This window comes from Shewanella canadensis (genome assembly GCF_003966225.1).
GTDB classification, from domain to species: domain Bacteria; phylum Pseudomonadota; class Gammaproteobacteria; order Enterobacterales; family Shewanellaceae; genus Shewanella; species Shewanella canadensis.
In genome coordinates, this window is sequence record NZ_RXNU01000002.1 from 189,896 (window position 1) to 214,938 (window position 25,043).

22 protein-coding genes are annotated in these 25,043 nt (G+C 46.5%); 15 read left to right on the top strand and 7 right to left on the bottom strand.

Features of this window, described 5'->3' with window-relative positions; all coding sequences use genetic code 11:
* Nucleotides 1-301: 301 nt before the first annotated feature.
* Together EKG38_RS04360 and EKG38_RS04365 are read right to left on the bottom strand one after the other, a co-directional pair.
* Entirely contained in the window at nucleotides 302-1,375 is a 1,074-nt protein-coding gene (locus EKG38_RS04360; protein WP_126518990.1) for a DUF3083 family protein, read from the bottom strand.
* A gap of 799 nt (nucleotides 1,376-2,174) precedes the next feature.
* Nucleotides 2,175-3,728 (bottom strand): ammonia-forming cytochrome c nitrite reductase subunit c552, encoded by a 1,554-nt coding sequence (locus tag EKG38_RS04365; protein ID WP_126518991.1) that lies wholly within the window; start codon nucleotides 3,726-3,728, stop codon nucleotides 2,175-2,177.
* A 1,086-nt stretch (nucleotides 3,729-4,814) separates the two neighbouring features.
* Between EKG38_RS04365 and EKG38_RS04370 the strand changes: the two genes are divergently transcribed.
* Nucleotides 4,815-5,546: a nucleoside phosphorylase gene (locus EKG38_RS04370; RefSeq protein ID WP_126518992.1), complete on the top strand. Its 732-nt coding sequence runs from the start codon at nucleotides 4,815-4,817 to the stop codon at nucleotides 5,544-5,546.
* Nucleotides 5,547-5,811: 265 nt separating this feature from the next.
* Here the strand turns inward: EKG38_RS04370 and EKG38_RS04375 are convergent, their stop codons facing one another.
* Together EKG38_RS04375 and EKG38_RS04380 are read right to left on the bottom strand one after the other, a co-directional pair.
* Nucleotides 5,812-6,060: a DUF3297 family protein gene (locus tag EKG38_RS04375; RefSeq protein WP_126518993.1), complete on the bottom strand. Its 249-nt coding sequence runs from the start codon at nucleotides 6,058-6,060 to the stop codon at nucleotides 5,812-5,814.
* Nucleotides 6,061-6,347: 287 nt separating this feature from the next.
* Nucleotides 6,348-7,454: a M20/M25/M40 family metallo-hydrolase gene (locus EKG38_RS04380; protein WP_126518994.1), complete on the bottom strand. Its 1,107-nt coding sequence runs from the start codon at nucleotides 7,452-7,454 to the stop codon at nucleotides 6,348-6,350.
* 242 nt (nucleotides 7,455-7,696) lie between these two features.
* Here EKG38_RS04380 and EKG38_RS04385 point away from each other — a divergent pair, with 242 nt between their 5' ends.
* The 12 genes from EKG38_RS04385 (at nucleotide 7,697) to EKG38_RS04440 (ending at nucleotide 17,915) form a co-directional block, all read left to right on the top strand.
* On the top strand, nucleotides 7,697-8,146 hold the full coding sequence (locus EKG38_RS04385) for a dCMP deaminase family protein (RefSeq protein WP_126518995.1): 450 nt from the start codon (nucleotides 7,697-7,699) through the stop codon (nucleotides 8,144-8,146).
* Between the two features lie 738 nt (nucleotides 8,147-8,884).
* Nucleotides 8,885-9,328 (top strand): hypothetical protein, encoded by a 444-nt coding sequence (locus tag EKG38_RS04390; protein WP_126518996.1) that lies wholly within the window; start codon nucleotides 8,885-8,887, stop codon nucleotides 9,326-9,328.
* An 85-nt stretch (nucleotides 9,329-9,413) separates the two neighbouring features.
* Nucleotides 9,414-9,947 carry a Na+/H+ antiporter subunit E gene (locus EKG38_RS04395; RefSeq protein WP_246033084.1) on the top strand — a complete coding sequence of 178 codons (534 nt, stop codon included), beginning with the start codon at nucleotides 9,414-9,416 and terminating at the stop codon, nucleotides 9,945-9,947.
* A complete protein-coding gene (locus EKG38_RS04400; RefSeq protein WP_126518997.1) occupies nucleotides 9,941-10,237 on the top strand; it encodes an MrpF/PhaF family protein in 297 nt (98 codons plus the stop codon). The genes EKG38_RS04395 and EKG38_RS04400 overlap by 7 nt, the downstream gene beginning before the upstream one ends.
* The gene (mnhG, locus tag EKG38_RS04405) at nucleotides 10,234-10,575 is read left to right on the top strand and encodes a monovalent cation/H(+) antiporter subunit G (RefSeq protein WP_126518998.1); all 342 of its coding nucleotides are present in this window, start codon (nucleotides 10,234-10,236) and stop codon (nucleotides 10,573-10,575) included. Before EKG38_RS04400 ends, mnhG begins: the two co-directional genes overlap by 4 nt.
* A gap of 23 nt (nucleotides 10,576-10,598) precedes the next feature.
* A complete protein-coding gene (locus tag EKG38_RS04410) occupies nucleotides 10,599-11,618 on the top strand; it encodes a Na(+)/H(+) antiporter subunit B (protein WP_439332644.1) in 1,020 nt (339 codons plus the stop codon).
* A complete protein-coding gene (locus EKG38_RS04415) occupies nucleotides 11,618-11,980 on the top strand; it encodes a cation:proton antiporter subunit C (RefSeq protein ID WP_126519380.1) in 363 nt (120 codons plus the stop codon). The genes EKG38_RS04410 and EKG38_RS04415 overlap by 1 nt, the downstream gene beginning before the upstream one ends.
* Nucleotides 11,980-13,458, top strand: coding sequence for a monovalent cation/H+ antiporter subunit D family protein (locus tag EKG38_RS04420; RefSeq protein ID WP_126519000.1), 1,479 nt, complete (start codon nucleotides 11,980-11,982; stop codon nucleotides 13,456-13,458). The genes EKG38_RS04415 and EKG38_RS04420 overlap by 1 nt, the downstream gene beginning before the upstream one ends.
* On the top strand, nucleotides 13,455-14,945 hold the full coding sequence (locus EKG38_RS04425) for a monovalent cation/H+ antiporter subunit D family protein (protein WP_126519002.1): 1,491 nt from the start codon (nucleotides 13,455-13,457) through the stop codon (nucleotides 14,943-14,945). Before EKG38_RS04420 ends, EKG38_RS04425 begins: the two co-directional genes overlap by 4 nt.
* Nucleotides 14,935-15,330 carry a hypothetical protein gene (locus EKG38_RS04430; protein ID WP_126519003.1) on the top strand — a complete coding sequence of 132 codons (396 nt, stop codon included), beginning with the start codon at nucleotides 14,935-14,937 and terminating at the stop codon, nucleotides 15,328-15,330. The genes EKG38_RS04425 and EKG38_RS04430 overlap by 11 nt, the downstream gene beginning before the upstream one ends.
* Nucleotides 15,317-17,029: a Na(+)/H(+) antiporter subunit D gene (locus tag EKG38_RS04435; RefSeq protein WP_126519005.1), complete on the top strand. Its 1,713-nt coding sequence runs from the start codon at nucleotides 15,317-15,319 to the stop codon at nucleotides 17,027-17,029. The genes EKG38_RS04430 and EKG38_RS04435 overlap by 14 nt, the downstream gene beginning before the upstream one ends.
* Nucleotides 17,030-17,228: 199 nt before the next feature.
* The gene (locus EKG38_RS04440; protein WP_126519007.1) at nucleotides 17,229-17,915 is read left to right on the top strand and encodes a transposase; all 687 of its coding nucleotides are present in this window, start codon (nucleotides 17,229-17,231) and stop codon (nucleotides 17,913-17,915) included.
* A gap of 46 nt (nucleotides 17,916-17,961) precedes the next feature.
* On the opposite strand, the gene EKG38_RS04445 is transcribed toward EKG38_RS04440, so the two are convergent.
* On the bottom strand, nucleotides 17,962-18,834 hold the full coding sequence (locus EKG38_RS04445; RefSeq protein WP_126519009.1) for a LysR family transcriptional regulator: 873 nt from the start codon (nucleotides 18,832-18,834) through the stop codon (nucleotides 17,962-17,964).
* A 185-nt stretch (nucleotides 18,835-19,019) separates the two neighbouring features.
* Between EKG38_RS04445 and EKG38_RS04450 the strand changes: the two genes are divergently transcribed.
* Nucleotides 19,020-19,868 carry a type 1 glutamine amidotransferase domain-containing protein gene (locus EKG38_RS04450; RefSeq protein WP_126519010.1) on the top strand — a complete coding sequence of 283 codons (849 nt, stop codon included), beginning with the start codon at nucleotides 19,020-19,022 and terminating at the stop codon, nucleotides 19,866-19,868.
* 146 nt (nucleotides 19,869-20,014) lie between these two features.
* On the top strand, nucleotides 20,015-20,884 hold the full coding sequence (yghU, locus tag EKG38_RS04455; protein WP_126519381.1) for a glutathione-dependent disulfide-bond oxidoreductase: 870 nt from the start codon (nucleotides 20,015-20,017) through the stop codon (nucleotides 20,882-20,884).
* A 187-nt stretch (nucleotides 20,885-21,071) separates the two neighbouring features.
* Here the strand turns inward: yghU and EKG38_RS04460 are convergent, their stop codons facing one another.
* Both EKG38_RS04460 and gcvP read right to left on the bottom strand, forming a co-directional pair.
* Nucleotides 21,072-21,545 carry a hypothetical protein gene (locus tag EKG38_RS04460; protein ID WP_126519012.1) on the bottom strand — a complete coding sequence of 158 codons (474 nt, stop codon included), beginning with the start codon at nucleotides 21,543-21,545 and terminating at the stop codon, nucleotides 21,072-21,074.
* Nucleotides 21,546-22,055: 510 nt separating this feature from the next.
* On the bottom strand, nucleotides 22,056-24,944 hold the full coding sequence (gene gcvP, locus EKG38_RS04465; RefSeq protein ID WP_126519013.1) for an aminomethyl-transferring glycine dehydrogenase: 2,889 nt from the start codon (nucleotides 24,942-24,944) through the stop codon (nucleotides 22,056-22,058).
* Between the last annotated feature and the right edge of the window lie 99 nt (nucleotides 24,945-25,043).

Consider the following 25,043-nt stretch of genomic DNA (forward strand, 5'->3'; position numbering starts at 1 on the left):
ACACTTCCCGATCTTCCTAGGTTAATCCAAGCATAAATCCTCTCCTCATTGTGCGACTCATACCATTGAGCAGCACTATGATAAAAGGGTGTATCTTCTCAGCCTGCTGTTGCAAAAAAATGGGAGGGATATTCATGTCAAAGGCGTGCTCGGCATCTGATAGGTAGGACACCTGAATGCCTTGAATGCAAGAAGGTATGAGAAAGGCTTGCCTCCTCAAACATCCGAAATCAAATGTTTAAGGATAGGCAAGACTCAACCCACAATTGCGGGAGGGATACGGGGTTTATTAACTGATAGCCTATTCAGGGGCTTTATAACTAATATGTTGATGGAACCGCACAATGAGCTCTTCGCGTGATTTATCTAACGCTAACTCAGACGTAAGGCTCTTTAACGCATCTTCAACCCGATTCAAATAACGGCTGAGTCCGTCATCTTTAGAGTCTTTTACGCCTGCGGCGATAGTAAAGTTCACCGTTTCGACTAATCGATTACCGTCCCAATGGCGAATATATTGCAGCTCTTCGATATTAGGATCGAAGCCGAGCATCTGCACCTCGTCGGTACCATCGACCTGATCGAACTTACTGTTACGTACCAGTGGTGTTAGCCCATTAGCCACCATGGCGATCCGGTTAAGTTTGTTGCCGGATGCGGCCTGGATAAAGGTATCTTCCAGCTTCTTATACAGAGGCGTAAAGTCATCGGTATGAGTCGGCAATAACGCTTGCTTGAGCTTACGGCTTAGCGGTAGTTTTACCGTGACATAGCACAGTGAACCGTGACCGTCGGGGAGCGGACACTGTCTTGCTCTATATCTGTCGCTGATTGAACGTAGCTTATACCCATAACTCTCTTTGTTGCCTTTAGCCTTGGCGAACAGGTCATAAGAGAGATGTTGATGGTCGCGGATTTTGATTTTGAGATCTTTTTCCGGCAATTGAGGCATCAGCTTGGCGAGGAAAGACTGCACTTTTATATGAAAATTAGCCGAATTACTGCGAATTTCTTCACCCGTCGCTAACAATACGATCCTGATTTTACGTGCCCGGTAATCATCCTGACTATGAAGCGTTTGCGCTTCATGATACTCAGGATTATAGAAAAATATGATCTGTTCTGCGGTTGGGAAGCAATAGGCTTCGGTGTGAAAACGCACCACCGGTAACTTATCGTTAGTGATCACATGAATGTTATATAACTCTTCCTGCTCGGCAAGATTGAAAATGGCGCGGCTAAGCGTCTGATAACAGGTTTTATAATCGGGATAATGGGCCAGCAAGGCATCCGTTACTATGATTTCCGCGGTGATGTATTGATTACTTCGAACGTCCTTGGGTAGGTACACTTTTTGCTGATGCCTAAGGGCCATAAATACTCCTTGTGAAAAGTTAATCATATATAGCTTGGTGCCAATGGTAGCGGTAAATTATGACAAGAATACTGCTATAGAGCACACTTTTAGCTGAAGCTACATAATACTCTTCGAATATGATTTATTGCTTAAAATCGATATACAAAATATTCAATTTAGGGATAAGTATTCCCTGGCCTAACCTCCTAACTGTACGACCCATGCCATGTTAACCAAACAACAAAATCAGCATATTCAAACGCTTAACACCTGGCAGCACCAGTAACGGGGAAAGCGTCTTAACCTTAGTGGCCACAGGCCATAAGAAACATAAATCGATCCCGGCTAAAAGCATCGCCAAAATATTGGTAGTTCCCAGACGGCAATGACAAATTGAAAGGCACAAGTCCTGCCTGCGATCCGGGATAAGTAGATTTACAAAAAGCGAACTCTAAGACCCATCTCTTCATGACCTGCACTCACTATCAAAAGCTTATAACCAGCATAAATCACGAATGATAATTAGAAATTAAGGATGTGATTCACTAAAACGTCCGCCAACTAAATGGTACAGCCGTTTAATAAAATAGAATAAAGTTAACTCTGACCCGACTTATGGACTTATGGACTTATGGACTTATTACTAAATGAATAAACCCATAGGAATAGAGCCTTGTAATTACAATATCACTCGTCTCCTTAAGTTTGGCGGTGATAATAGGTGACTATGTTATTTAATTTGAAAACTTGCTAATAAAAAAGCCAGTCGACTTACATCGACTGGCAACGGATTTGAGAGTAATAGTGGAGAGGCTATTTATTTCAAATCAACAGGCCATTCTTTTTCAACGCGCTTCTCGATAAATTTGTCTTTCGAGGTTTTCATCGCTTCAAAATTAAGGCCTGCTAAAGGTTGTACCTTAGCTTTTGTATCGTATTTACTGCCATCATAAACATAATTAGGCGCATACTTAGTTAATAACAGATCGGCTTCAGCAATCGCTTCATCTAAAATCCCATTCGACTTTTCCAGCAGACGTACAGCTTCTGTAGGATTGTGAGCATGGATACCATGAGACGCTGTTGCGCTGTCCCAGAACCACTGTCCATGTCTGATTTTAGTTAATAAACTATCCATTTCTGCCGCTAACGGAGTACCTGCTTTTAATGCCGCTTCGTAGTTACCCTTAGCTTCACCAATGCTCTTACCTGCTTCGAGACCTTTAACCCCATTCGCAGACCAAATTGCCTGTGCTTTAAAGTGGGCTTCAGTCAAGCGGGGATCTGTGCCATCGGCGGCAAAACGCAGCTTTTTGATTTCAGCTTTACGCTCATCGAACATCTCTTCGAAATCAGCGCCCTCATGACAACTTAAACAGTTTTCAGGCAGTTGTTCAGCGTCAAACGTCACTTTATGATTGGAGTACTTAGCCCCGGCTTTATTGGTCGCCTTAGGCATATGACAAGTCGTACAACCAAACTCTAAGTGATTATCCATCGCATGTTCAGTTCGATCTGACATGTTTTCATATTCAGGATGTTGCGCTTTGAGCGATGGTACGCCCGAAATAGCATTGGTCCAGTCTTTGAAGTTACGCTGATCATAGTACGCAAGCTTGGCTTCAGCCGCGAAACCTTTATAGAGACCATCAGTGCCGGTGTAGCTCACGACCTCTTTATAATCAGTTTTCACACCTGGCACCCAATGATCCCAAGGGTAGCGAACTTTCTTACTGTCGGAACCTTCGAAGTAGTATTCAATATGACATTGAGCACAAGTCTGGCTGGCTTGCATAGTCTGTTTTTGATCAGCAAAGTCTCTGCCAATCGATTTCATTGCGCGAGCGGCATAGGGACGACTAATTCTGATTTCATCACTGCCTAACTCATGACAATCGGCGCAACCAATTGAATTAGACATTTCGTGGCCCCAGGTTGACCAGCTATTGTCAGAGAAATTAGCTTCCCCCACCTTGTCATACATGCGAGCGATATCGGGTGTTTTACAAGACCAGCAGTTAGCAGGCATTGCCTCGCCAACGACTTTACCATCATGGCCGACAACCGGATGCCCTGTACGCAGCGTTTTTATTATATCAGTCATCGCAAATTGATGACCCCTGGCACGATTATAATCTTTTGCAAAACCGTAGCCAGCCCAGGCGCTGACAAGGTTTGGATTAGAAGCTAAGAAGTCATCCAATTTACCCGATTCAGGGGTGGTCTCTTCTGTTTCAGCCCAGGTAGTATATTGTTCAGGGAACTGCTTTTTCCAATTTTCACTTTTATATAAATCGACTTCTGTTGCCACACTATAACCGGTAAATACGGTTGATAGCATGACAGCAATTGCCAGCTTTTTAATTTTCATGTTCATTCCTCATCGACATTTTTAATTTTTATTAAAAACCAGCTCATCAACAATTAAATTATATTACCCTCAATATTTAACCGTCCAACGAGCTTGAAACAATTAATATCACAGCAAAAACAACTGAACATAAAATTAAAGTAACAATGTGATAAACACCTAAGCAAATTAATTAAACATGTTACCGATCAAACTTTAACCCTGAATTAACTATCTCCTTATAGGTACGCGAAATTTATTAATTAAGTAAAGGTTACACCCAATTAAACGATATATCGCACATATAGCGATATATCGCGACCCAGATTGAAGGCCACATAAGATTATAAAAAAGTAAAACTAACACAATAAATATAAAGACGAGTAATAACAAGATCTTGCAAAAGGAAAAAGTCTTTTCTTATGAAACTTAAAATATTAACTTAACTTATCAAAAAGCAATGCAGATAGACTTCACAAATCACCATAAAAACAACGACCAGATCCAAATAAGTAGCAGAAAATAAGCACTAGCTATAGATAAATCAGGGCTTCCTACAGCACGTTTCTTAACTCAACCTTAATTTTCCGTTGAAACTAAATGAATAAGAACATCAACAAGCAACAAAGAAGAGTGAACCGGTAAAGAGGTCCTAGCCGACCAGCTCCTAACGATGATGAAAACGAAAAGATGGCACGAAATGATAGAGTTAGCATGCCTTAAGCCCAACAACTCTACCCACCGCCGTAATCTCCGACACTTGCAATATCCTTATAGGTCAGAAGCTACACCGATGCTGCAAATGGAATTATCTGTAACAGGGCTTAGCAACGCTTTATAAACCAAAATGAGCTGGCCCACTGGGAAACTATTATGGCCATGTTATTTGCTGATGTTATTTGCTGATGTTATTTGATCAGATAATGACGACAGGATCTAAGTATCTAAATCCTGACTTGGTATGATATCGGCCATACCCATTGCTGCTGGTTATCCTTACAAGAGCCCCCGGCAGACAGAATCAGACATACCCGCCTTTAATTACTCTTGCCATCAGTAAGGCTGCAGTAAGATGATGGCGGGTATTGTCATTAAGAGGCAATAAGATGAGCAAACAACCCCATATCGCGGTGAGCCCTGAACAGGTGGCCGAGCATGTCATAGTGTGTGGTGAGCCGGATCGTGTTAATCGCATCTCAGCCCTGCTGGAGCAAGTTGAACTGTTAGCCGATAACCGCGAGTTTCGGCTGATGAATGGCCTGTATCAGGGCAAGAAGATCACCCTGTGTAGCACGGGGGTGGGTGCGCCGTCGGCCATCATAGCACTGGAGGAGCTGAATCTTTGTGGCGCCAAATATATAGTTCGGGTCGGTTCGGCTGGGGCGCTGCAGCACGATATTGCCCTTGGCGAGTTAATTGTTGCCGAGGCTGCGGTGCGCGATGAGGGAGGCTCTAAAGCCTATGTGGCCAGTGAGTTTCCTGCCTGCGCCGACCGCCATCTGCTGGCTGGACTCGAAGCATATCTGGTTGAGAATAACTACCCGGCTCACATCGGTCTGGTGCGGTCCCATGATAGTTTTTACCGGGATGATGAGGATAGCGTGTGTCAGCACTGGAGCCAAAAAGGCGTGCTTGGTGCAGATATGGAAACATCCGCCCTGTTGACCGTAGGCAGGCTTCGTGGGCTGAAAGTGGCTTCAATACTCAATAATGTTGTTCTGTACCAGCAAGATGTTCAGGATGGGGTCAATCAATACCTTAATGCCGATACCGTGATGATGCAGGGGGAACTGGCCGCCTCCAGAGCCGCGTTGCACGCCCTGTGGTTACAGCCGTAAGAGAAGTTATTAGTTATTAGTGATAAGTACATCTGACCTCCATGGTCTTAAGTGTTCCCTACACTTCAAAGACATTTCCCATATCCCTATGGGGCAGATGGAGAGAATGCCGAAAATGTATGGAACATTTTTCGGCCATGTACAAATCCCTTCCTTCACCATCCATGGCGATCAGGGATAAGTACATCCATGTACAAAAAAACGAACCGCAAGGGGTTCGTTTTAATCACTTCGCGGCTAAAGCCGCTCCTACATTAAAAGCGTTTTACTTATAAAACGCTTCAACAGTCCCTTTAATTGTCATCATAAGCGGTTGGCCGCGACGGTCCAATGCCTTGTGTGTCGGGACTTTTACCCAACCTTCACTGATGCAATATTCCTCGACATCAAAACGCTCTTTGCCGTTGACCTTGATACCGATCTCGAACTGGAAAATTTCTTCCACATGGTGTGGGCTACGGGGATTGCCAGAAAGGCGATCGGGTAAAGTTGGTTTCGCTGTAGTGTCAGTCATGGTCGTGGCCCCAATTATAAAAAAGTTGAAAAATGGTATAAAAAATCGTGCGCTATTGTAGGCAATACAGGCCATATGCTCAAGCGCGGCAGTAATAAATGTGAGTGCCCTTCCCTCCCTACTCTTTAGACAATAGCTAAACAATAGCCAGGCAATAGCTCGTCATTTATCGCGACAGCATTTATCTCGACTCAGATAGAGCAAAGGCCGATACTCCAAAGACCGCTATCGGCACCGACCGACAGCTTGCCTCATGGTTCGCAAGTGGTGGAAACAATCCACTTTTATCAGCGCGTCAGGTAGCAGCGGACAAACCTTGTGATTTTTACCAAATCGGCGACAGCAATGAACTCATCGGTGGTGTGCACTTTAGACATCCCCGTCGACAAGTTAACCGTCTTCAGACCTTTTTCATTAAAGATGTTGGCATCTGAGCCTCCACCCGTAGGCTTAGTGACAGCTTCGATACCTATGGCTTCAAAAGCGGCTTTAATCGCAACGACGTGCGTGTCATCGTCCGAGATATGGTACGCATTGTAAGAACGACTCGAGGCAACCTCTATACCGGCGCCATGCTTTTGTGCCGCCGCTTCAAAGGTCGATACCATGTGAGTTACCTGCTTCGCCAGTTTCTCATCATTCAATGAGCGGGCTTCCGCTTCAATGTACAGCTCAGGCATGACGATGTTGGTCGCCTGACCACCTCGCACAACACCAATATTGGCGGTAGTTTCATCATCGATTCGACTCAGCTGCATCTGGCTTATCGCATCGGCAGCTACCGTCAGGGCATTGATGCCTGCTTCAGGTTCCAGCCCCGCATGGGCAGGTTTACCTTTGATGGTAATTTTCAGGCTTTGTTGACCCGGAGCCGTAGTGATAATGGTGCCAATTGGGCCGCCGGAATCAAGCACGATAGCTTGGCTAGATTCTATCTTGCTCATATCGAAGTTCTTAGCGCCGTGCATGCCACGCTCTTCATAAACGGTAAACGCCACTTCAATGGTCTTATGTGCTTCGCCGCTTTCTTGAATGGCACGAACCGCTTCCATCACCGCAGCGATGCCTGATTTGTCATCGCCCCCTAAAATGGTGTCGCCTTTAGCGCTAATAATGCCATCTTCAATGATAGGTTCAATACCATTACCGGGTGTCACAGTGTCCATGTGGCTGCTGAAAATAATGCTACCTTCAAGCGAACCCTGTAGCTTGGCGTAGATATTAAAGCCATTTGAAATAGTGCCAGGAACGCTAAGCTGAGTCACCTCAAAGCCCAGTTGACCGAGCTGCTCGACTAAGGTTTCAGCAACCGCTTTTTCATTGCCTGATTCACTGTCGATTTTCACCAGCGAGAGAAAGTGTTCAACCAGTCTTTGTTGATTAATAATTGTCATCTGTTTGCGACTTCTTTTCTGCGAAATAGACAAGAATCATAAACCCAAGTGAGACACAGGATAGATGGGTTACATCAAAGAAATGCCAGAAAGGAAAAGTGTGCAGACTCCGAGCCAACTTATTCCCGAGCCAACTTATTTCTTATTGATTGGTTATCAGTTGCTTTATCATTGTTCTCCATAGAGAATAACACCTGATTTGAGCGGTTTATTCAATAGTATAGATTTAGGAGTTTCAGTAGATGATGACAAAATGGGCGACACGTTTTTTACAGATGGCTGAACTCGTTGCATCCTGGAGTAAAGATCCCTCCACTCAAGTTGGGGCGGTGATCACCGAAAATAACCGCATTGTCTCATTAGGTTTCAACGGCTACCCCCATGGGATCTCCGATAGTGCCGAAACCGACAACCGAGAGATGAAGCTCCTGAAAACCCTCCATGCAGAAGAGAACGCCATTCTCCATGCCAAACGTGATCTGAGTAGCTGTGAGATCTGGGTGACCCACTTCCCCTGCCCCAACTGCGCCGCCAAGATAATCCAAACGGGTTTACGCGCCGTACATAGCCCGCAACCCAGCGAAGATTTCCTGTCGCGCTGGGGAGATAAGATTAAAGTCAGCCAAGATATGTTCGACCAAGCCGGCGTCCAGGTCGATTGGATGCAGGTAGAGCCTTCTGTAGCTGACTGATTAAAATTCCTCAGCAGCTTTTAAATCTCCAATTCAATAATGGGGTCAGAGTAATTTTACTCTGACCCCATTTATTTTAAGTAATTAATAAAGTCAGCAACAGGAAACTGGCTAATTTATAAGGTGATAACAGTAACCAAATATTTTCATCAAGAAAAACGACCTATAACAGCTAGAGACGCTTTAATAATTTTTATACTTAGTCTAAATAAAACACCAGCCAACTTATAAGTTAAGCCCACACTAAAGCTTAAAATAAACTTAAAAATAGCCCAAAAGAAGCTTAACCCAACATAAATCAAAACTTAATCATTTATTCAGCTAGATTAAATACGCATCTACGACGAAAGACAATCCCAACAAAAACAATGAGATGCAATAACACCTCGTTATTTTCGATGAATAAAGAAACAATATTCGAGTATACACTAACTAGCTCTTTGCTCTTAACTATTAAGGTCAATGAGTGACTATGCATAACAATGAAAATATAAACATAAACCAGGGATGAATAATTAACTTATTATTACGCCCCCTATACACAGGCTGCAACAGTAATATAGACAGGTCGAAATCTGGTAGGGTAAGCACCTGAATACTCCAGAAGTTAATTAAGTGTCGATATCGAAATTAAGACGCTAACCTTCGCAGCAACATTTAATCTTTATGTTTTCTATGTATTTACGACACTCGAATTTCTCTCACTCGAATAAGTTAATATATAAACAAGGAGTTTAAATGAAGTGCAGCCAGTTATTAGCGCTATTAACATTAGCATTGACATCAACTTTATCCTTTTCAGTATTTGCAGGCTCAAGTGATCCCACAGATGAGGAGCAAGCGGTACTTGAATCTTGTATGTCACTTAAGAATGCGCCTGAAGATCGCTCTGCAAACTCTTGTATTTACTATATTCAGGGGTTTCTGGCTGGTTCCTTAACCACAAAATCAGATTACGTATTGCGTGAAACATCGGGAGTATTTTTCGATAGAGCCTATCAAACTCGAGTAGGAAAACGCACATCGAAGGAGCAACCGATCCAGCTATGCCTGTCTAGAGATGACAATGTTGAGCACTTAGCAGAGCGCCTCGTTGGACATCTGTCCTACCCAATCGAATCGATGCAGTTGCTACACACGCAAATTTTCGATGCGCTTGAAGCTGAGTCTTCATGCTCATAAACCACTGTAAGACATTAACAAAACTGATTAGCAGAACTAGATATTGACCCTCAACCCAATAAGCATATTGGTAACGGTAAAAATGATGAATAACAGCAAAGCACTAAATAAAATACCACTAGAGGAGGTAAGCTATCAGATGCCGACCCACACACTCAGCCTCTGCTTGAGCCTGTCTCTCTTTTGGTGGATTAACTCAAACTACAGCAACCCACTTCTGCTGTCACTGGGGGCCGCTTCTATCTTGCTGGTTCTCTATATTGCACACAGGATGGATGTGATCGACCATGAGTCTCAGCCAGTTCACCTTTCACTGAAAATGTCTGGCTACCTGCTATGGCTAACCAAAGAGATCATTGTTTCCAATATCTCTGTGGTCAAACATATCTGGCTTGGCAATAGCAGTATCTCCCCCACCCTTGTCACGATAGATGCCAGTCAGCGCACAGATCTCGGCAAGGTTATCTACGCCAACTCCATTACCTTAACGCCGGGTACGGTAACTGTGGACTTAGTCGGCGATCGCATGACTATCCACTCACTACTCAAAGAAAATATCGACACCTTAAAAGCCGGCGAAATGGATCGCCGAGTCACTGAATTGGAAAACAGATGTTAACTGCAGCCACAATCGCAATTCTTGTTGTCATGCTCCTCGCAATCATTCGCTGCGTCGTGGGGCCAACGCTATACGATCGGATCCTGGCATTTAATATGTTTGGCACTAAAACGGTGCTGCTGATCTCGATACTGGGCTTTTTGATGGGACGACCCGAATTTCTGGATATTGCCCTGGTATACGCCCTGATCAACTTTATCAGTGTTATCGGCGTGCTGCGCTTTTCTGACTCTGTTGAGTTTAAGCACTCGCTTCAAGAGCAAACATCAACCAAAGAGGGTAAACAATGAACCTCTTACTCGAGATCGGCAGTGGCTTGTGTTTGCTGCTCGGCTGCTTTCTATGCCTATCCGGTGGTGTTGGCATCTTGCGCTTCCCGGATTTCTTTACCCGCATGCACGCGGTAGGTGTTACCGACACCTTAGGTGCAGGAATGATACTTATTGGCCTAATGCTACAAAATCCAGCGGGTTTGGTGCTACTTAAGTTGATGATGATTCTACTGTTCACCCTATTTATCAACCCTACTGCAAGTCATGCACTGGCCAAGGCTGCACTGCGTAACAACTTACAGCCCGTGCTCGACGAGTCAAGCAACCAGGGAGGAGACAAGCCATCGAAACTTTAGTTAATGTCGTTCTATTAAGCTTTCTGGTCGTAATCGCTATCGCCATTGTTCGGACAAAAGATCTGTTGGCCGTGGTGATGTTAACCGGGATCTACGGCTTACTCTCCGCGAGCTTCTTTGTTGTATTGGATGCCGTGGATGTGGCCTTTACCGAAGCCTCTGTAGGCGCCGGTATATCTGGCTTACTCATGCTGGCAGCTATCACCATGACTGGTCGCACCGAGGCCCCTAAACGTCATAAACCTTTGCTGGCTCTGCTAGTCGTGTTTATCACAGGTGGAATGCTGATCTACGGCACCTTAGATATGCCCTATTTTGGCAGCTTTGAAGCACCTGTTCATCAACATGTCGCCCCTCGCTATATTAATGACTCTATGCAAGAGGTCGGTGTACCCAATATTGTCACCTCGGTACTTGCCAGCTACCGTGCCTTTGACACCTTAGGTGAGGTCGCCGTTATCTTTACTGCCGGTATTGGTGTGCTGTCACTCCTGTCGCTGCCTCTACGCCGCAGGTCATCTCGCTCAGATCAGAGCAGCGATGAGAACAGCGAAGAGAGCAATAAAGATCAGATGCATGAGCAGCATATGGTGCTGCGAATTATTAGCAAAATATTGATCCCCTTTATCCTGTTGTTTGCACTCTATGTGCAGTTCCACGGCGACTTTGGCCCTGGGGGTGGTTTTCAGGCGGGTGTGATCTTTGCCGCCGCAATCATCCTCTATGCCATGTTATTTGGGCTAGACAAAGCTAGGCGTGTCTTTAATCAATCGCTGATCCAGCTGATCGCAGCTATCGGCTTATTGCTCTATGCCAGTGTTGGCGTGGCCTCGCTATTTAACGGCGGTAACTTCTTAGATTACAACGTACTCGCTGACGACCCAATTGCAGGCCAGCACTTAGGTATTCTGTTGATCGAACTGGGAGTGGGCTGCACAGTCGCCGCGGTGATGATCATTATCTTTTTCAACTTTGCAGGCCGCAGAGAAGCACAACAGCACTCTACTAAACAAAGCAGTACAAAACAGAAGGAGGGGGAGTGATGCTACTGGGACTCTATAACTACTGGATCGTGGTATTACTGATGATGATCGGTTTCTATATCGTTATCGCCCATGGCAACCTGATCAAAAAATTGGTTGGCTTAACGATTTTCCAGACCTCGGTTTTTATCTTTTACATCAGTATGGGCAATGTCGATAGCGGTAGCGCGCCAATCCTGGCAGAAGGAGTGAGCCGCTACTCTAACCCCCTCCCCCATGTTCTTATTCTCACCGCGATTGTGGTCGGTATAGCCACCACGGCTCTCGGCCTTGCATTGGTCGTAAGAATCAAAGAGTCATACGGCTCTATAGAAGAGGATGAGATTCAAATTCAAGATCAGCTTACTGAGGACAAAACATAGTGTTAGCCCATCTGCCTATTTTACAAGTTATTGTGCCGCTGATGGCAGCGCCTTTATGCTGGTTCCTAAACCGCTCCAAACTGGTATGGCTGTTTGCCCTACTGGTGAGCGCTTTTACCTGCCTCAATAGCATATTCCTACTGCAACAGGTGATGTCCTCTGGCACCATTATCTATCAACTCGGGGGCTGGGATGCGCCTTGGGGGATCGAATATCGCATCGATGAGCTCAACGCCCTTTTACTGCTGATCATCTCAGCCGTCGGTACTGTAGTGCTGTTTGCAGCACATACCAGTATCCAAAAAGAGCTGCCAGAAGATCGTCACACGCTCTTTTATAGCCTGTACCTGCTGTCAATAACGGGTATGTTCGGCATCGTCTCTACCGGGGATGTGTTTAATGTATTCGTATTTCTGGAGATCTCCTCACTATCAGCCTATGCCCTGATTGCCTTAGGCAAAGATAGACGCGCCCTTTGGGCCGCTTATCAATACCTGATAATGGGTACTATCGGCGCGACCTTTATTCTGATCGGCATCGGCTTGCTGTACCAGATGACAGGTACGCTGAATATGGATGATCTCGCCAATCGGCTTGCTGAGGTTAACCAAACACGCACCGTATTTGCCGCATTTGCCTTCTTAATCGTCGGTGTCTGTCTAAAACTGGCACTATTCCCACTGCATCTGTGGTTACCGAATGCCTACGCCTATGCGCCCTCAATAGTGACTGCATTTCTCGCTGCCACGGCGACTAAGGTTGCGGTTTACTTGCTGATACGCTTTAGCTTTACGGTATTTGGCATCGAGTTTTCTTTCTCCACCCTGCCGCTGCAGAACCTGTTTTTGGTCCTTGGGCTGGTCGGAATATTCGCGGCTTCAACGGCGGCGATATATAAAACCAATGTCAAACATATCTTCGCCTATTCGAGCATAGCTCAGGTTGGCTACATGATTATTGGCTTTGCCATCCACACCAGCACCGGGCTTATGGCCACCCTGCTGCACCTGTTTAACCACGCCCTGATGAAGAGCGCCCTGTTTTTAGCGTTAGGCGCGGTGATGTACCGCATCGGCAGTGTACAACTTAGCCAGTTCCAAGGACTGGGGCGACAGATGCCCCTCACCATGGCAGCCATAGTGGTAGGTGGCTTGAGTTTGATTGGCGTGCCTTTGACAGTCGGATTTGTCAGCAAGTGGTACCTGCTCGTCGCCGCCATTGAGGTGGGAATGTGGCCGGTAGCCGTGCTGGTGCTACTGGGTTCTCTACTGGCAGTCGTTTATATATGGCGAATCGTTGAAATAGCCTATTTCAAGCCCCCTCTGCCGGGTCGTGAAGCCGTGCAGGAAGCACCCTGGACCTTCCTCGCCCCTATTTGGGCACTGGTACTGGCCAACATCTATTTTGGTATCGATACCCGTCTTAGTGTGCAGGTAGCACAGGCGGCTTCTCAAAGCTTGTTTGGAATTAACCCATGAATCACTCTTTGGAGCTGTTGCTACAGCTAACCATTATCTTGCCACTGCTCGCCACCTTGGCGATCCTGGCAACGGGAAAACATCCCAACCTTCGTGAGGCTGTAACCATAAGCATCAGCCTTGCAGTTCTCTATTGTGTGATAAACCTATATCAAGGCCTCAGTGCTGGCGAATCTATCGAGGTGTTTTGGTGGCAGCTACTGCCTGGCTTGGAAGTGAGCTTTGTCGTTGAGCCCTTAGGGATGCTGTTCGCCCTGATTGCCAGCTTTCTATGGCTCATCACCACCCTGTATGCCATTGGCTATATGCGCGGTCACGGGGAGGAGAATCAAACCCGCTTCTATCTCTGCTTCGCGTTAGCCATAAGCGCAGTGATGGGACTGGCATTTTCGGCCAACCTGTTCACCCTATTTATCTTCTACGAAGTGTTGACCCTCTCCACCTATCCTTTAGTGACCCACGCAGGTACCGAAAAGGCCAAACAGGGAGGGCGCGTATACTTAGGGATCTTACTCGGCACCTCTATCGCCTTCTTCCTGTTAGCGATTATCTTGACCTGGTTTGTGGCCGGCACCTTGGACTTCACCCCAGGCGGCGTGTTTGGCGATAATGTCGATACCAGCTTGGTGGGAGCAATATTGGTACTGTTTGTATTTGGTATTGGTAAAGCGGCAATCATGCCGTTCCATCGCTGGCTACCTGCCGCCATGGTCGCGCCAACGCCGGTGAGCGCCCTGCTGCATGCCGTAGCAGTCGTTAAGGCTGGGGTGTTCACCATATTAAAGGTCTGCGTGTTTATCTTTGGTATCGAGCTATTGCCCACCCTGCCGACCACCGAGTTTCTGCTCTATCTAGCTGGCGCATCTGTCTTGCTTGCCTCAATAGTGGCAATGCGTCAGGACAACTTAAAAGCGCGGCTCGCTTACTCGACCGTGAGCCAACTCGGCTATATCACCATAGGCGCACTGCTGGCCACCTCATCTGGGGTTATCGGTAGCTCGATGCACATTGCTACCCATGCTTTTGGCAAGATCACCCTGTTCTTCTGTGCTGGTGCTATTTTGGTAGCAACCCATAAATCGAAAGTCAGCGAAATGCGCGGCCTCGGCTTTACTATGCCAGTCACCATGGCGGCCTTTTTTATCGCCAGCCTGAGTATCATTGGCGTGCCTCCCGCTGGCGGCACCTGGAGTAAGTGGTTCCTGCTAATGGGCACGATAGAGACAGGTTATTGGGTCATCATGATGGTGTTGATGGTGAGTTCACTGCTCAATATCGCCTACCTGCTGCCTATTCCCTATCATGCGTTTTTCCCTGGCAAGGGGCACCCAACGGCAAAGACTGGCATCAAAGAAGCCCCAATGGTGTCACTCATCGCACTATCTATTACCACCTTAGGTTGCCTCATCTTGTTTATCTATCCGCAACCCCTCTATGAGTTGGCTAAAACCATCTTAACTGTACCGGGAGTCAGTCATGGGCACTAACAACAATGACAAGCAGTATCTGTTTGATAACCCTAAAAACACTAAACGGGTTTTGCATCTACTTTATGCCTGCTGCGCGCTGCTTGTGGTGCTTGATTTTGTCATCCATCGCCATGTCTATCATAGCTGGGAAAACCTGCCAGCCTTCTACCCCATCTATGGCTTTGTAGGCTGTGTGGTCTTGGTGGTCATCGCTCGCTGGATGCGCACCTTTCTGATGCGCTCAGAAGACTATTACGATAAGCAGTATGACAAAAGTTATGGCAAGCATGACGAAAATCATGACGAAAACATTTTAGAAAATGCGGCTGATGAAAACACTCATAAGGGTGCAAACAATCAGGCTGAAAACAAAAAAATAGGTGATCACAATGTGGATGCTTGAGCTACCGCCCTTTACCCTGTTCTTTATAGGCGGGCTTATTGCTGCAATGACCCGGGGCAAACTTCGCGGTGCGATAATGGTGGCCATTCCTGTCATTAGCGCAATGCACCTGTGGACCGTGCCTGAAGGCATTCACCTGCAGCTGACATTTTTAGACTATGAGCTGGTGCCATACCGCGCTGACAAACTCAGCTTGATGTTCGGCTATGTATTTCATATCGCCGCTTTCATCTCCATTATCTACTCGCTCCATGTTAAAGATACCGTACAACAGGTAGCAGCCATGCTCTATGCAGGTAGTGCACTGGGCGCGGTATTTGCCGGCGATCTGCTCACCCTATTTGTATTCTGGGAGCTACTGGCCTTTACCTCGGTATTTTTAATCTGGGCGCGCAGAACATCTCGCGCTTACCATGCCGGTATGCGATACCTGATCATTCAAGTGCTATCTGGTGTCATCTTACTGGTTGGCGCGCTGTTTTATGCCGCTGAAACGGGCTCACTGGCCTTTGGTCATATCGGCCTGGAGGGCGTTGCTGGCTGGCTGATCTTTATCGCCTTTGGTATTAAATGTGCTTTCCCGTTTGCCCATACCTGGCTTACCGATGCCTACCCGGAAGCCACACCAACGGGTACTGTGCTCCTCAGTGCATTTACCACTAAGGTGGCCGTTTATGCACTGGCGCGCGCCTACCCTGGCACTGAGCTGCTGGTATACATTGGCGCAGCTATGACCTGCTTCCCCATCTTCTTTGCGGTGATTGAAAATGATCTCCGCAGAGTACTGGCCTATAGCCTGATAAACCAAGTCGGCTTTATGGTGGTCGGTATTGGTATCGGTACCGCACTGGCAATCAATGGCGCAATTGCACATGCTTTTAACGATGTGATCTTTAAAGGCCTGCTGTTTATGAGCATGGGCGCTGTACTACATATGACCGGCAGAATGAACGGCTCAGATCTCGGCGGCCTGTATAAGACCATGCCCAAGACCACGATACTCTGTATTGTCGGTGCAGCCTCTATCTCAGCATTCCCGCTGTTCAGTGGTTTTGTCAGTAAATCTATGGTGATGTCTGCGGCGCTTGAAAACGGTTATGACTGGATCTGGCTGATGTTGCTATTCGCCTCCGCCGGTGTATTCCATCATGCAGGGATTAAGATCCCCTACTTTGCCTTCTTCGCACACGACTCAGGCCTGCGCGCGAGCGATCCGCCGCGCAATATGTTGTTCGCCATGTTTATCGCCGCCAGCTTGTGTGTGGCCATCGGTATCTACCCTGCTGCGCTTTACTCGCTGCTGCCATACGATACGGGTTACAACCCTTACGATGCGACCCACGTATTGGCGCAAACTCAGTTACTGCTGTTCTCAGCCTTAGCGTTTGTTTGGTTAAATCTCAGAGGCATGTACCCGCCAGAGCTGCGCTCGACCAACTTAGATGTAGATTGGATCTACAGGCGAGCCATTCCCAATGTGCTGCAAAAAGTGTTTGCGGTAATTTGGCAGGCAGACGGCGCGCTGCGCAACGCTGTTACTAGTAGACTAAGTCAATGCCAGACCTTTATCGCCAGCAAGCATAAAGGCTTAGGAGGCTTACTCTCAGGCTCATACCCTTCAGGCAATATGGTGCTCTGGGTAGCCGTGCTACTGGCGTCCTATCTGTTTATCGGGTTTGTGAGTAAGCTATCTGTTTAGCGTAAGGCTCGAATAGAGAGCTCGGGTAAATAGTAATGAACACAAGCGGCTTGCATAGCGATATGCAAGCCGCTTTTTTATGCCTTAACCAACCATAAAACTTTAACCAGAACAGAACCCTAGTTTTAAATGGGGTCAGAGTAAGATAAATTTTGAGCTAGACTAAAAACTATACTTAAGCTGCAAAAGGAGTTTGCAGATGCCAAGAGCCCATAGGAACTGCCCAGTAAATATTCCCCACCATATCATTCAACGAGGTAATAACCGTCAAGCCTGCTTTGCTTCAGAAGAGGATTTTATGCTTTATGCCAAATGGCTAAAGCAATATGCATTTGAATATCAAGTTCATATTCATGCTTGGGTATTTATGACTAATCATGTCCATATTCTGTGCACCCCATTACAACCAAATGCGATTAGCCAAATGATGCAATCATTAGGTAGGCAGTACGTTCGCTACTTCAACTTTACTTACAAGCGTACAGGCACATTATGGGAGGGAAGATTCAAGTCTTGCCTGGTACAAACTGAACAGTACTTACTTCAAGTCTATCGCTATATTGAGCTCAACCCAGTAAGAGCTGAGATGGTCGCTGAACCTTCTGACTATAAGTGGTCAAGTTATCAAATTAATGCACTCGGAAAAAACTCAACTCTATGCACTCCCCATCAAACCTATCTGTCACTCGCGAGTAACCCCACTCAAAGGCAGATAAACTACAGAGCACTATTCAAACACCATATAGATACTCAACTCATTACCCAAATACGCAACGCCACCAACAAAGGCATGGCTATCGGAAGTGATAAATTTAAAAAAGAGATTGAAACTCTAACAGGGGCGTCCATGCGACCGAAAAAACGGGGAAGACCAAGCCTGAAGTAGCGACCGTAAATTAATTTTACTCTGACCCCATTTATTTTGACCCCATTTATTTCTTAAACCAAGATTCCATAAATTCGACAAACTTTGCTAATTTCGGCGGTGTATATTGGCGGCTGGGGTATAGCACATAGAAATTTAACTTGGGTAAGGAATTGTCACTGAATAACTCGACCAAATCACCGGATTGAATCTCTTTGGCACACACAAAACTGGGAAGAAGCCCAATACCATTGCCTTGCAGTATGGCTTCACGCAGAAAGATCGTGTTATTAGCTTTGATATTGCCAGAAACCGTAATTCCACCACCAAGAGGCAATTTATTTTTCCTGATAGCCAGACTATAGATATAAAAATTGTGTTGACTGAGTTCTTCCTGGCTATTAATGGGAGCATTGGCTTTGATGTATTTCGGTGTCGTCACCAGATGTAAGGAAAAAGTGGCAATGGGTTTACCTACGTAGTTTACATCAATGCCAGAGCTGGAAGCACGAAATCCTACGTCGTACCCCTGGGTAATGAGATCAACGGGATCATCACTCAAATCAACTTCCAATTCAACTTCTGGATGCTGCGCGCTAAATGCGCTAAACGCATGGCCTAAATCGGTTATTCCCAGCGTCATAGGCGCATTGATCTTTAAACGTCCTCTTGGCTGCCCCTGCATCTCCTGCACATAATCCTGAGCTTCCTGATGAGATTTCATGATCTCACGGCAACGCTCTAAATAGCCCTTACCGATTTCAGTTAACTGTACTTTTCGGGTGGAGCGTTGCAGAAGACGAGCGCCAACCATCTTCTCAAGCTTACCAATATCTTTGCTGATCAGGGAGTTGGAATAGTTCATCTCTTCTGCAGCTTGCTTGAAGCTACCAGTTTCAGCGACTTTAACAAATAAGGCCATTGATCTTAGGGTATCCATCTGTGTCTCCTAGACTCTAAATTCCATAATGGAAACTGATAATACACATATTCACGGTTTTTCTATCGAATTTTAGCTTGTAAGCTAGCTTCAAGATAAAAAACACCCAAATACATCATCTTTAATTGATGAATTGGAAATAACTTACCACGCTGAGTGGGTAAACGGAATAATAGGTGCACACGATGAAATTTTTTTCTAAATCTGTCTTAGCGAGTTTAATTTTTGCAGCCGGTAGCCAAATGGCTGCCGCTGAGAACATCCTTGTCGTTATGTCTGATAAAGATCAGCTAAAGCTTAAAGGAACTGATGTTTATCAAACTGGCTTCTATCTAAACGAGCTAATGCAGCCAGTAAAACTTTTTTTGGATGCCGGCCATGATGTGACTTTTGTTACCCCGAAAGGTTTAGCCCCAACCATGGATAAGGTGTCTGACAACGCAATTTTTTTTGGCGGTAATGAGCAATCACTGAAAGAGCATAAAAAATTGCTTAACTCACTGAAGTTGGTAGACCGAGTTGAGTCACCTGTGATCAGTTTGAGCCGTGTAGAGCAGATAGGCTATGACCGTTTTGATGCCATTTATGTACCCGGTGGCCATGCTCCTATGAATGATTTGTTAAAAGATAAACAACTGGGATCATTGTTAACCTACTTTCATAATAACCAAAAAGTAACCGCGCTAGTTTGTCATGGGCCTATTGCCTTGCTCTCAACGCTGCCAAATGCAACACAATTTTCATCCTCGTTAGCGTCAGGTAAAGCCACAGAAAAACCACAAGACTGGATTTATAGCGGTTACAAAATGACCGTGTTTAGTAATGATGAAGAGGAAGCTGGCAAAGGTTGGCTAGGCGGGGGGGAGATGAAATTCTATCCGCAAACAGCTCTAGAATTGGCAGGCGGAGAATATAGCCAAAGCTCAGAAATTTGGTATCCCAATGTAGTCATCGACCGTGAGCTGATCACAGGTCAAAATCCGGCTTCAGCGGTAATTGTTGCGCAAGAAATTCTCAGTAGATTTGATAAGTAACGACACAACAAAACAGTGGGGTTAGTGATTAAAGCCCTACTGTTCTCCATATGGCTGTAAGTAAGAGCTTTAGTATGAAAATCACGAAAATATCGACAGTGATTAATGAAAACCTTAAAAGCATCAATAATAATTACGGAGCTGAAATGTCTGAATATACTTATGAGCCACCGCAAATCTGGCAATGGAATACAGAAAGTGGTGGCAAGTTTGCCAGTATCAATCGCCCTATAGCAGGCGCTACACATAAATCGGACTTGCCCGTGGGTAAGCACCCCTTACAACTTTATTCGTTGGCCACACCTAATGGCGTTAAAGTGACAATTCTATTGGAAGAGTTATTAGCTTTGGAGATCAAAGAAGCCGAGTACAATGCTCATTTAATTAATATTATGGAAGGGGATCAATTCGGCTCAGGATTTGTCGAGGTAAATCCAAACTCTAAAATTCCTGCTTTAGTGGATAATAACGATGATAATAAACTTCCCATTTTCGAATCTGGCGCGATATTGTTGTATTTAGCTGAGAAGTTTGATGCTTTTTTACCCAAAGAACCGATTCTTAAATCACAATGTATGTCGTGGCTCTTTTGGCAAGTGGGCAGTGCTCCGTATTTAGGCGGAGGATTCGGCCATTTTTACGCATATGCACCAGAAAAGTTCGAATATCCGATAGAGCGGTTTACCATGGAAGTAAAACGACAACTTGACGTACTAGATCAACATTTGGCTAATAACAAATATATGTGTGGCGACCAATACACTATTGCTGATATGGCCATCTGGCCTTGGTATGGAGCACTAATACAAAACAAAGTCTATGAAGCCGCAGAATTTCTACAAACCCAATCTTATAAAAACTTGGTACGTTGGACAGAAGAAATTGGTAAACGGGCAGCGGTTAAGCGTGGGGTAATGGTCAATCGTGCTTGGGGAGAGTTGGACGAGCAGTTACATGAACGCCATAATGCGAGTGATTTTGAATTAAGAACTCAGAACAAACTGGTCGATGCCTAACAGCCTGTAAAGACAAAAGACGGGGCAGCCATAATAAATGGGGTCAATAAATGGAATAAATGGAATAAATGGGGTCAGAGTAAAATTTCCATTTCCCATAAAAAAGCGAACCATCTCTGGTTCGCTTTAATCCATTCGCGGCTAAAGCCGCTCCTACATCAAATGGAGCTAGCTAAATGGCGTTCCTCTACGACAAAGCCAAAAGGCCATGCTCACTTCCCACAGAGTTGGCCACAGCATTAGCCACAGCAAGCAATCTGTCTTTTATTCCCTGCTCAATACCCACGCCACCTTCAAGCAGATCATCTACCGCAATAAAGGCAATCGTCGTCAGGTTGCTGCTTTCATAGTGATACGCATAGCCTTTCTCTATATTCCAAGCCGCCGCGGCGCTCCCATTACTTGTATTACAAGACGCTCTAGCAGTCTTCAACTCTTGCATCTTCTCATCCAATGACCTGACAAGGGTAAAATCAAAGGAGAGGGCAAAATCTTCATTACTATACCAATCTGCTTTTAGTGCCTGAAAGTTGAGCCACATCTCCAGCTGGGTCAACAAGGGCTTAAGCGAACTTGAGAAGCGACTATCAGCCGCTATCGTAATGGGAAGTCCTTGCTGCAACTCTTCCAATGCTTGTGCTTCTGATTTTTCATTTGTCATGGGTAATGGCTCATTGAGCATTCTGATGATAAGAGTGATTTTGCTATCTAACGACCGCTGATGCAACGGGAAAAAACAAAAAGACAGGATAACCATATCTTTAGCCTAACAACATCAAACACCCTCGTAGATTACAACTGTCCCCGCTGGAAGTTGCCAAAGGGCTTCGCAGAAAATAGCGTAAACCACACACGGATGTGGGGCTAGTTTTCGGGGGGCATGGACGCCCCATCGGAAACGTTAGCTATTTTCAAGAAAGACCGGAGGAAGACAACTTCGCCGGGGCGTTAGGGTGGATGCAAGGAGGGCGAGGACGAGCAGTCCTCCTTGCCCTGGTGTGGAATGGAATTCCACGACTTTAGTGGCCGATAGGCCATAAGAAACAAGAATAGATTCCGGCCAACAAGCATGCCGGAATGACGGCTATAAAAACAAAAAGCGAACCATCTCTGGTTCGCTTTAATCAATTCGCGGCTAAAGCCACTCCTACAAAAGGTTTTCTACGAAAACCTATTCGTAATCTGAGATTGGTACACAAGCACAGAACAAGTTTCTGTCACCAAACACATCATCGATACGATTAACCGTAGGCCAGAACTTGTTTAGCTTAACCGCTGCCGTTGGGAATACGGCGGTCTCACGGCTGTATGGACGTGAGTCAAACTCTGGGTCCATGATGTCAGCCAGTGTATGCGGTGCGTTGTGCAGCGGATTGTTATCCACTGGCCACTCGCCTGACTCGACGCGCGACGCTTCGCCGCGGATAGAGATCATCGCTTCGATGAATCTGTCCAGCTCAACCTTAGACTCAGATTCCGTCGGCTCAATCATTAGCGTACCCGCAACCGGGAAGCTCATGGTTGGTGCGTGGAAACCATAGTCATTCAGACGTTTAGCAATATCCATCTCGGTCACGCCCGATGACTCTTTAAGCGGACGCAAGTCGATGATGCACTCGTGTGCAACACGGTCGTTACGGCCGGTATAAAGCACAGGATAATGCTCAGACAGCTTCTTCATCACGTAATTAGCGCTTAGCAGGGCAACCTGCGTTGACTGTCTCAGCCCCTGATGACCCAATAACTTGATGTACATCCAGGTGATAGGCAAGATGCTTGCGCTGCCGTATGGCGCCGCAGAAACCGCACCATTGTTGTCAGATTCACGACCGTGCTTAACCACAACGTGACCGGCGACAAATGGCGCTAAGTGAGCCTTAACACCGATTGGGCCCATACCGGGTCCACCGCCGCCATGTGGGATAGCGAAAGTCTTGTGCAGGTTAAGGTGAGACACATCTGCACCGATAGAGCCCGGTGTTGTCAGACCAACCTGAGCATTCATGTTAGCGCCGTCGAGGTATACCTGACCGCCATGCTGATGAATGACTTCACAGATCTCACTTACCGTCTCTTCATACACGCCGTGCGTCGATGGGTAGGTGATCATGATGCATGAAAGGTTCTCAGCCACCTCTGCCGCTTTCGCTTTGAGGTCTTCCATGTCGACGTTACCGGCCTTATCACACGCGGTAACGACAATCTTCATGCCAGCCATCTGAGCCGAGGCCGGGTTAGTACCGTGAGCAGACTGAGGGATCAGACAGACATTTCTGTGAGCATCGCCACGTGAGATGTGGTAATTCCTGATAGCCAGCAGACCGGCATATTCGCCAGACGCACCAGAGTTGGCCTGCATACACATGGCATCATAACCTGTGATATCCACAAGCCAATCGGCGAGTTCTCCGATTAGATCGGTATAACCTTCGCTCTGATCCAGCGGGCAGAACGGGTGCATGTTACCGAACTCAGGCCAGCTGATAGGCATCATCTCAGTCGCCGCATTCAGCTTCATGGTGCATGAACCGAGTGAGATCATCGAGTGGTTCAACGCCAGATCTTTGTTTTCGAGACGCTTGATGTAACGCATCATCTCGGTTTCGCTGTGATAGCTGTTAAAGGTCGGGTGAGTCAGGATGGCATCGGTACGAACAAGCTGAGCCGGAATTGAGCTGCTGCCAGCCTTGATGATTTCGGCATCGAGTGCAGCAACATCTAACCCATGGCCTTCACCTAAGATAACATCGAACAGCTCGGCGATATCTTCACGGAGTGTGGTTTCAGCCAGGCTGACACCTAAGATGCCATCTGAATCGATGCGCAGGTTAAGCCCTGCAGCCACGGCGCGGGCCGTGATAGCTTTGCTGTCGGTGCTTTTTAGAGAGAGGGTATCGAACCAGGTACCGTTAACCAGCTCAACGCCTTTTGCCGTCAGGCCAGATGCCAGAATATCGGTCAGGCGATGAATACGCTCGGCGATAATCTTAAGGCCTTGTGGGCCATGGTATACGGCATAGAACGACGCCATGTTGGCCAGAAGTACCTGTGCGGTACAGATGTTGGAGTTCGCTTTCTCGCGGCGAATATGCTGCTCACGGGTCTGCATCGCCATACGTAGCGCGCGGTTACCGCGGGTATCTTGTGATACACCGATAATACGACCCGGCAGTGAACGCTTGTGTGCGTCACGGGTAACGAAGAATGCCGCGTGTGGACCACCAAGTCCCATAGGTACGCCGAAACGCTGGGCACTACCGAAGACCACATCTGCGCCCATGGAGCCTGGCGACTTAAGCATCACCAGTGACATGATATCGGCGGCAACCGATACAACCGCCTTCTTGGCTTTAAGCTCGGCGAATAGTTCGGTAAAGTCGGTGATCTCACCGAAACGGTTGGTGTACTGGAACAGGGCACCAAACAGTTCGTAGTTAACCGCTTCATTTGCGGGACCGACGACAATCTCGAAACCAAAACATTCGGCGCGGGTTTTCACTACGTCCAATGTCTGTGGGAATACGTCATCGGCGACGAAGAAGATATTGGCTTTTTTCGCCTTAGAGACACGCTTGGCCAGTGCCATAGCTTCTGCCGCTGCGGTGGCTTCATCGAGCAGTGATGCCGAGGCCAAATCCAGACCGGTCAGATCCATAGAGACCTGCTGGAAGTTAAGAATCGCTTCTAAACGGCCCTGGGCGATCTCTGGCTGATATGGGGTGTAAGCCGTGTACCAACCTGGATTTTCAAATACATTACGCTGAATAACTGTTGGCACTTCAGTACCGTAGTAACCCATACCGATATAGCTCTTGAAGACCTTGTTCTTGTCCGCTATTTCACGGATATAGGCCATACCTTCGGCTTCACCACACGCGCTGCCAACGGCTAAGTCACGGTTAAGGCGAATTGACTCAGGTACGATCTGCTGTGTCAGGTCTTCTAAAGACTCTGCACCAACAAAGTTCAGCATCTCTTGCTGTTGCGCACTGTCCGGGCCAATGTGACGGCGGATAAATAGTTCGTGCTGCTCTAACTGAGTGAGGGTTTCTGTGGTCATGATAACCTGGTTCCATTTTTGCCGATATCCAACCTGTAGGGGGCGGAGTTACCGGTCTCATTTTTGATTTAGGATGTATGGCTATAACGAACAAAGCCT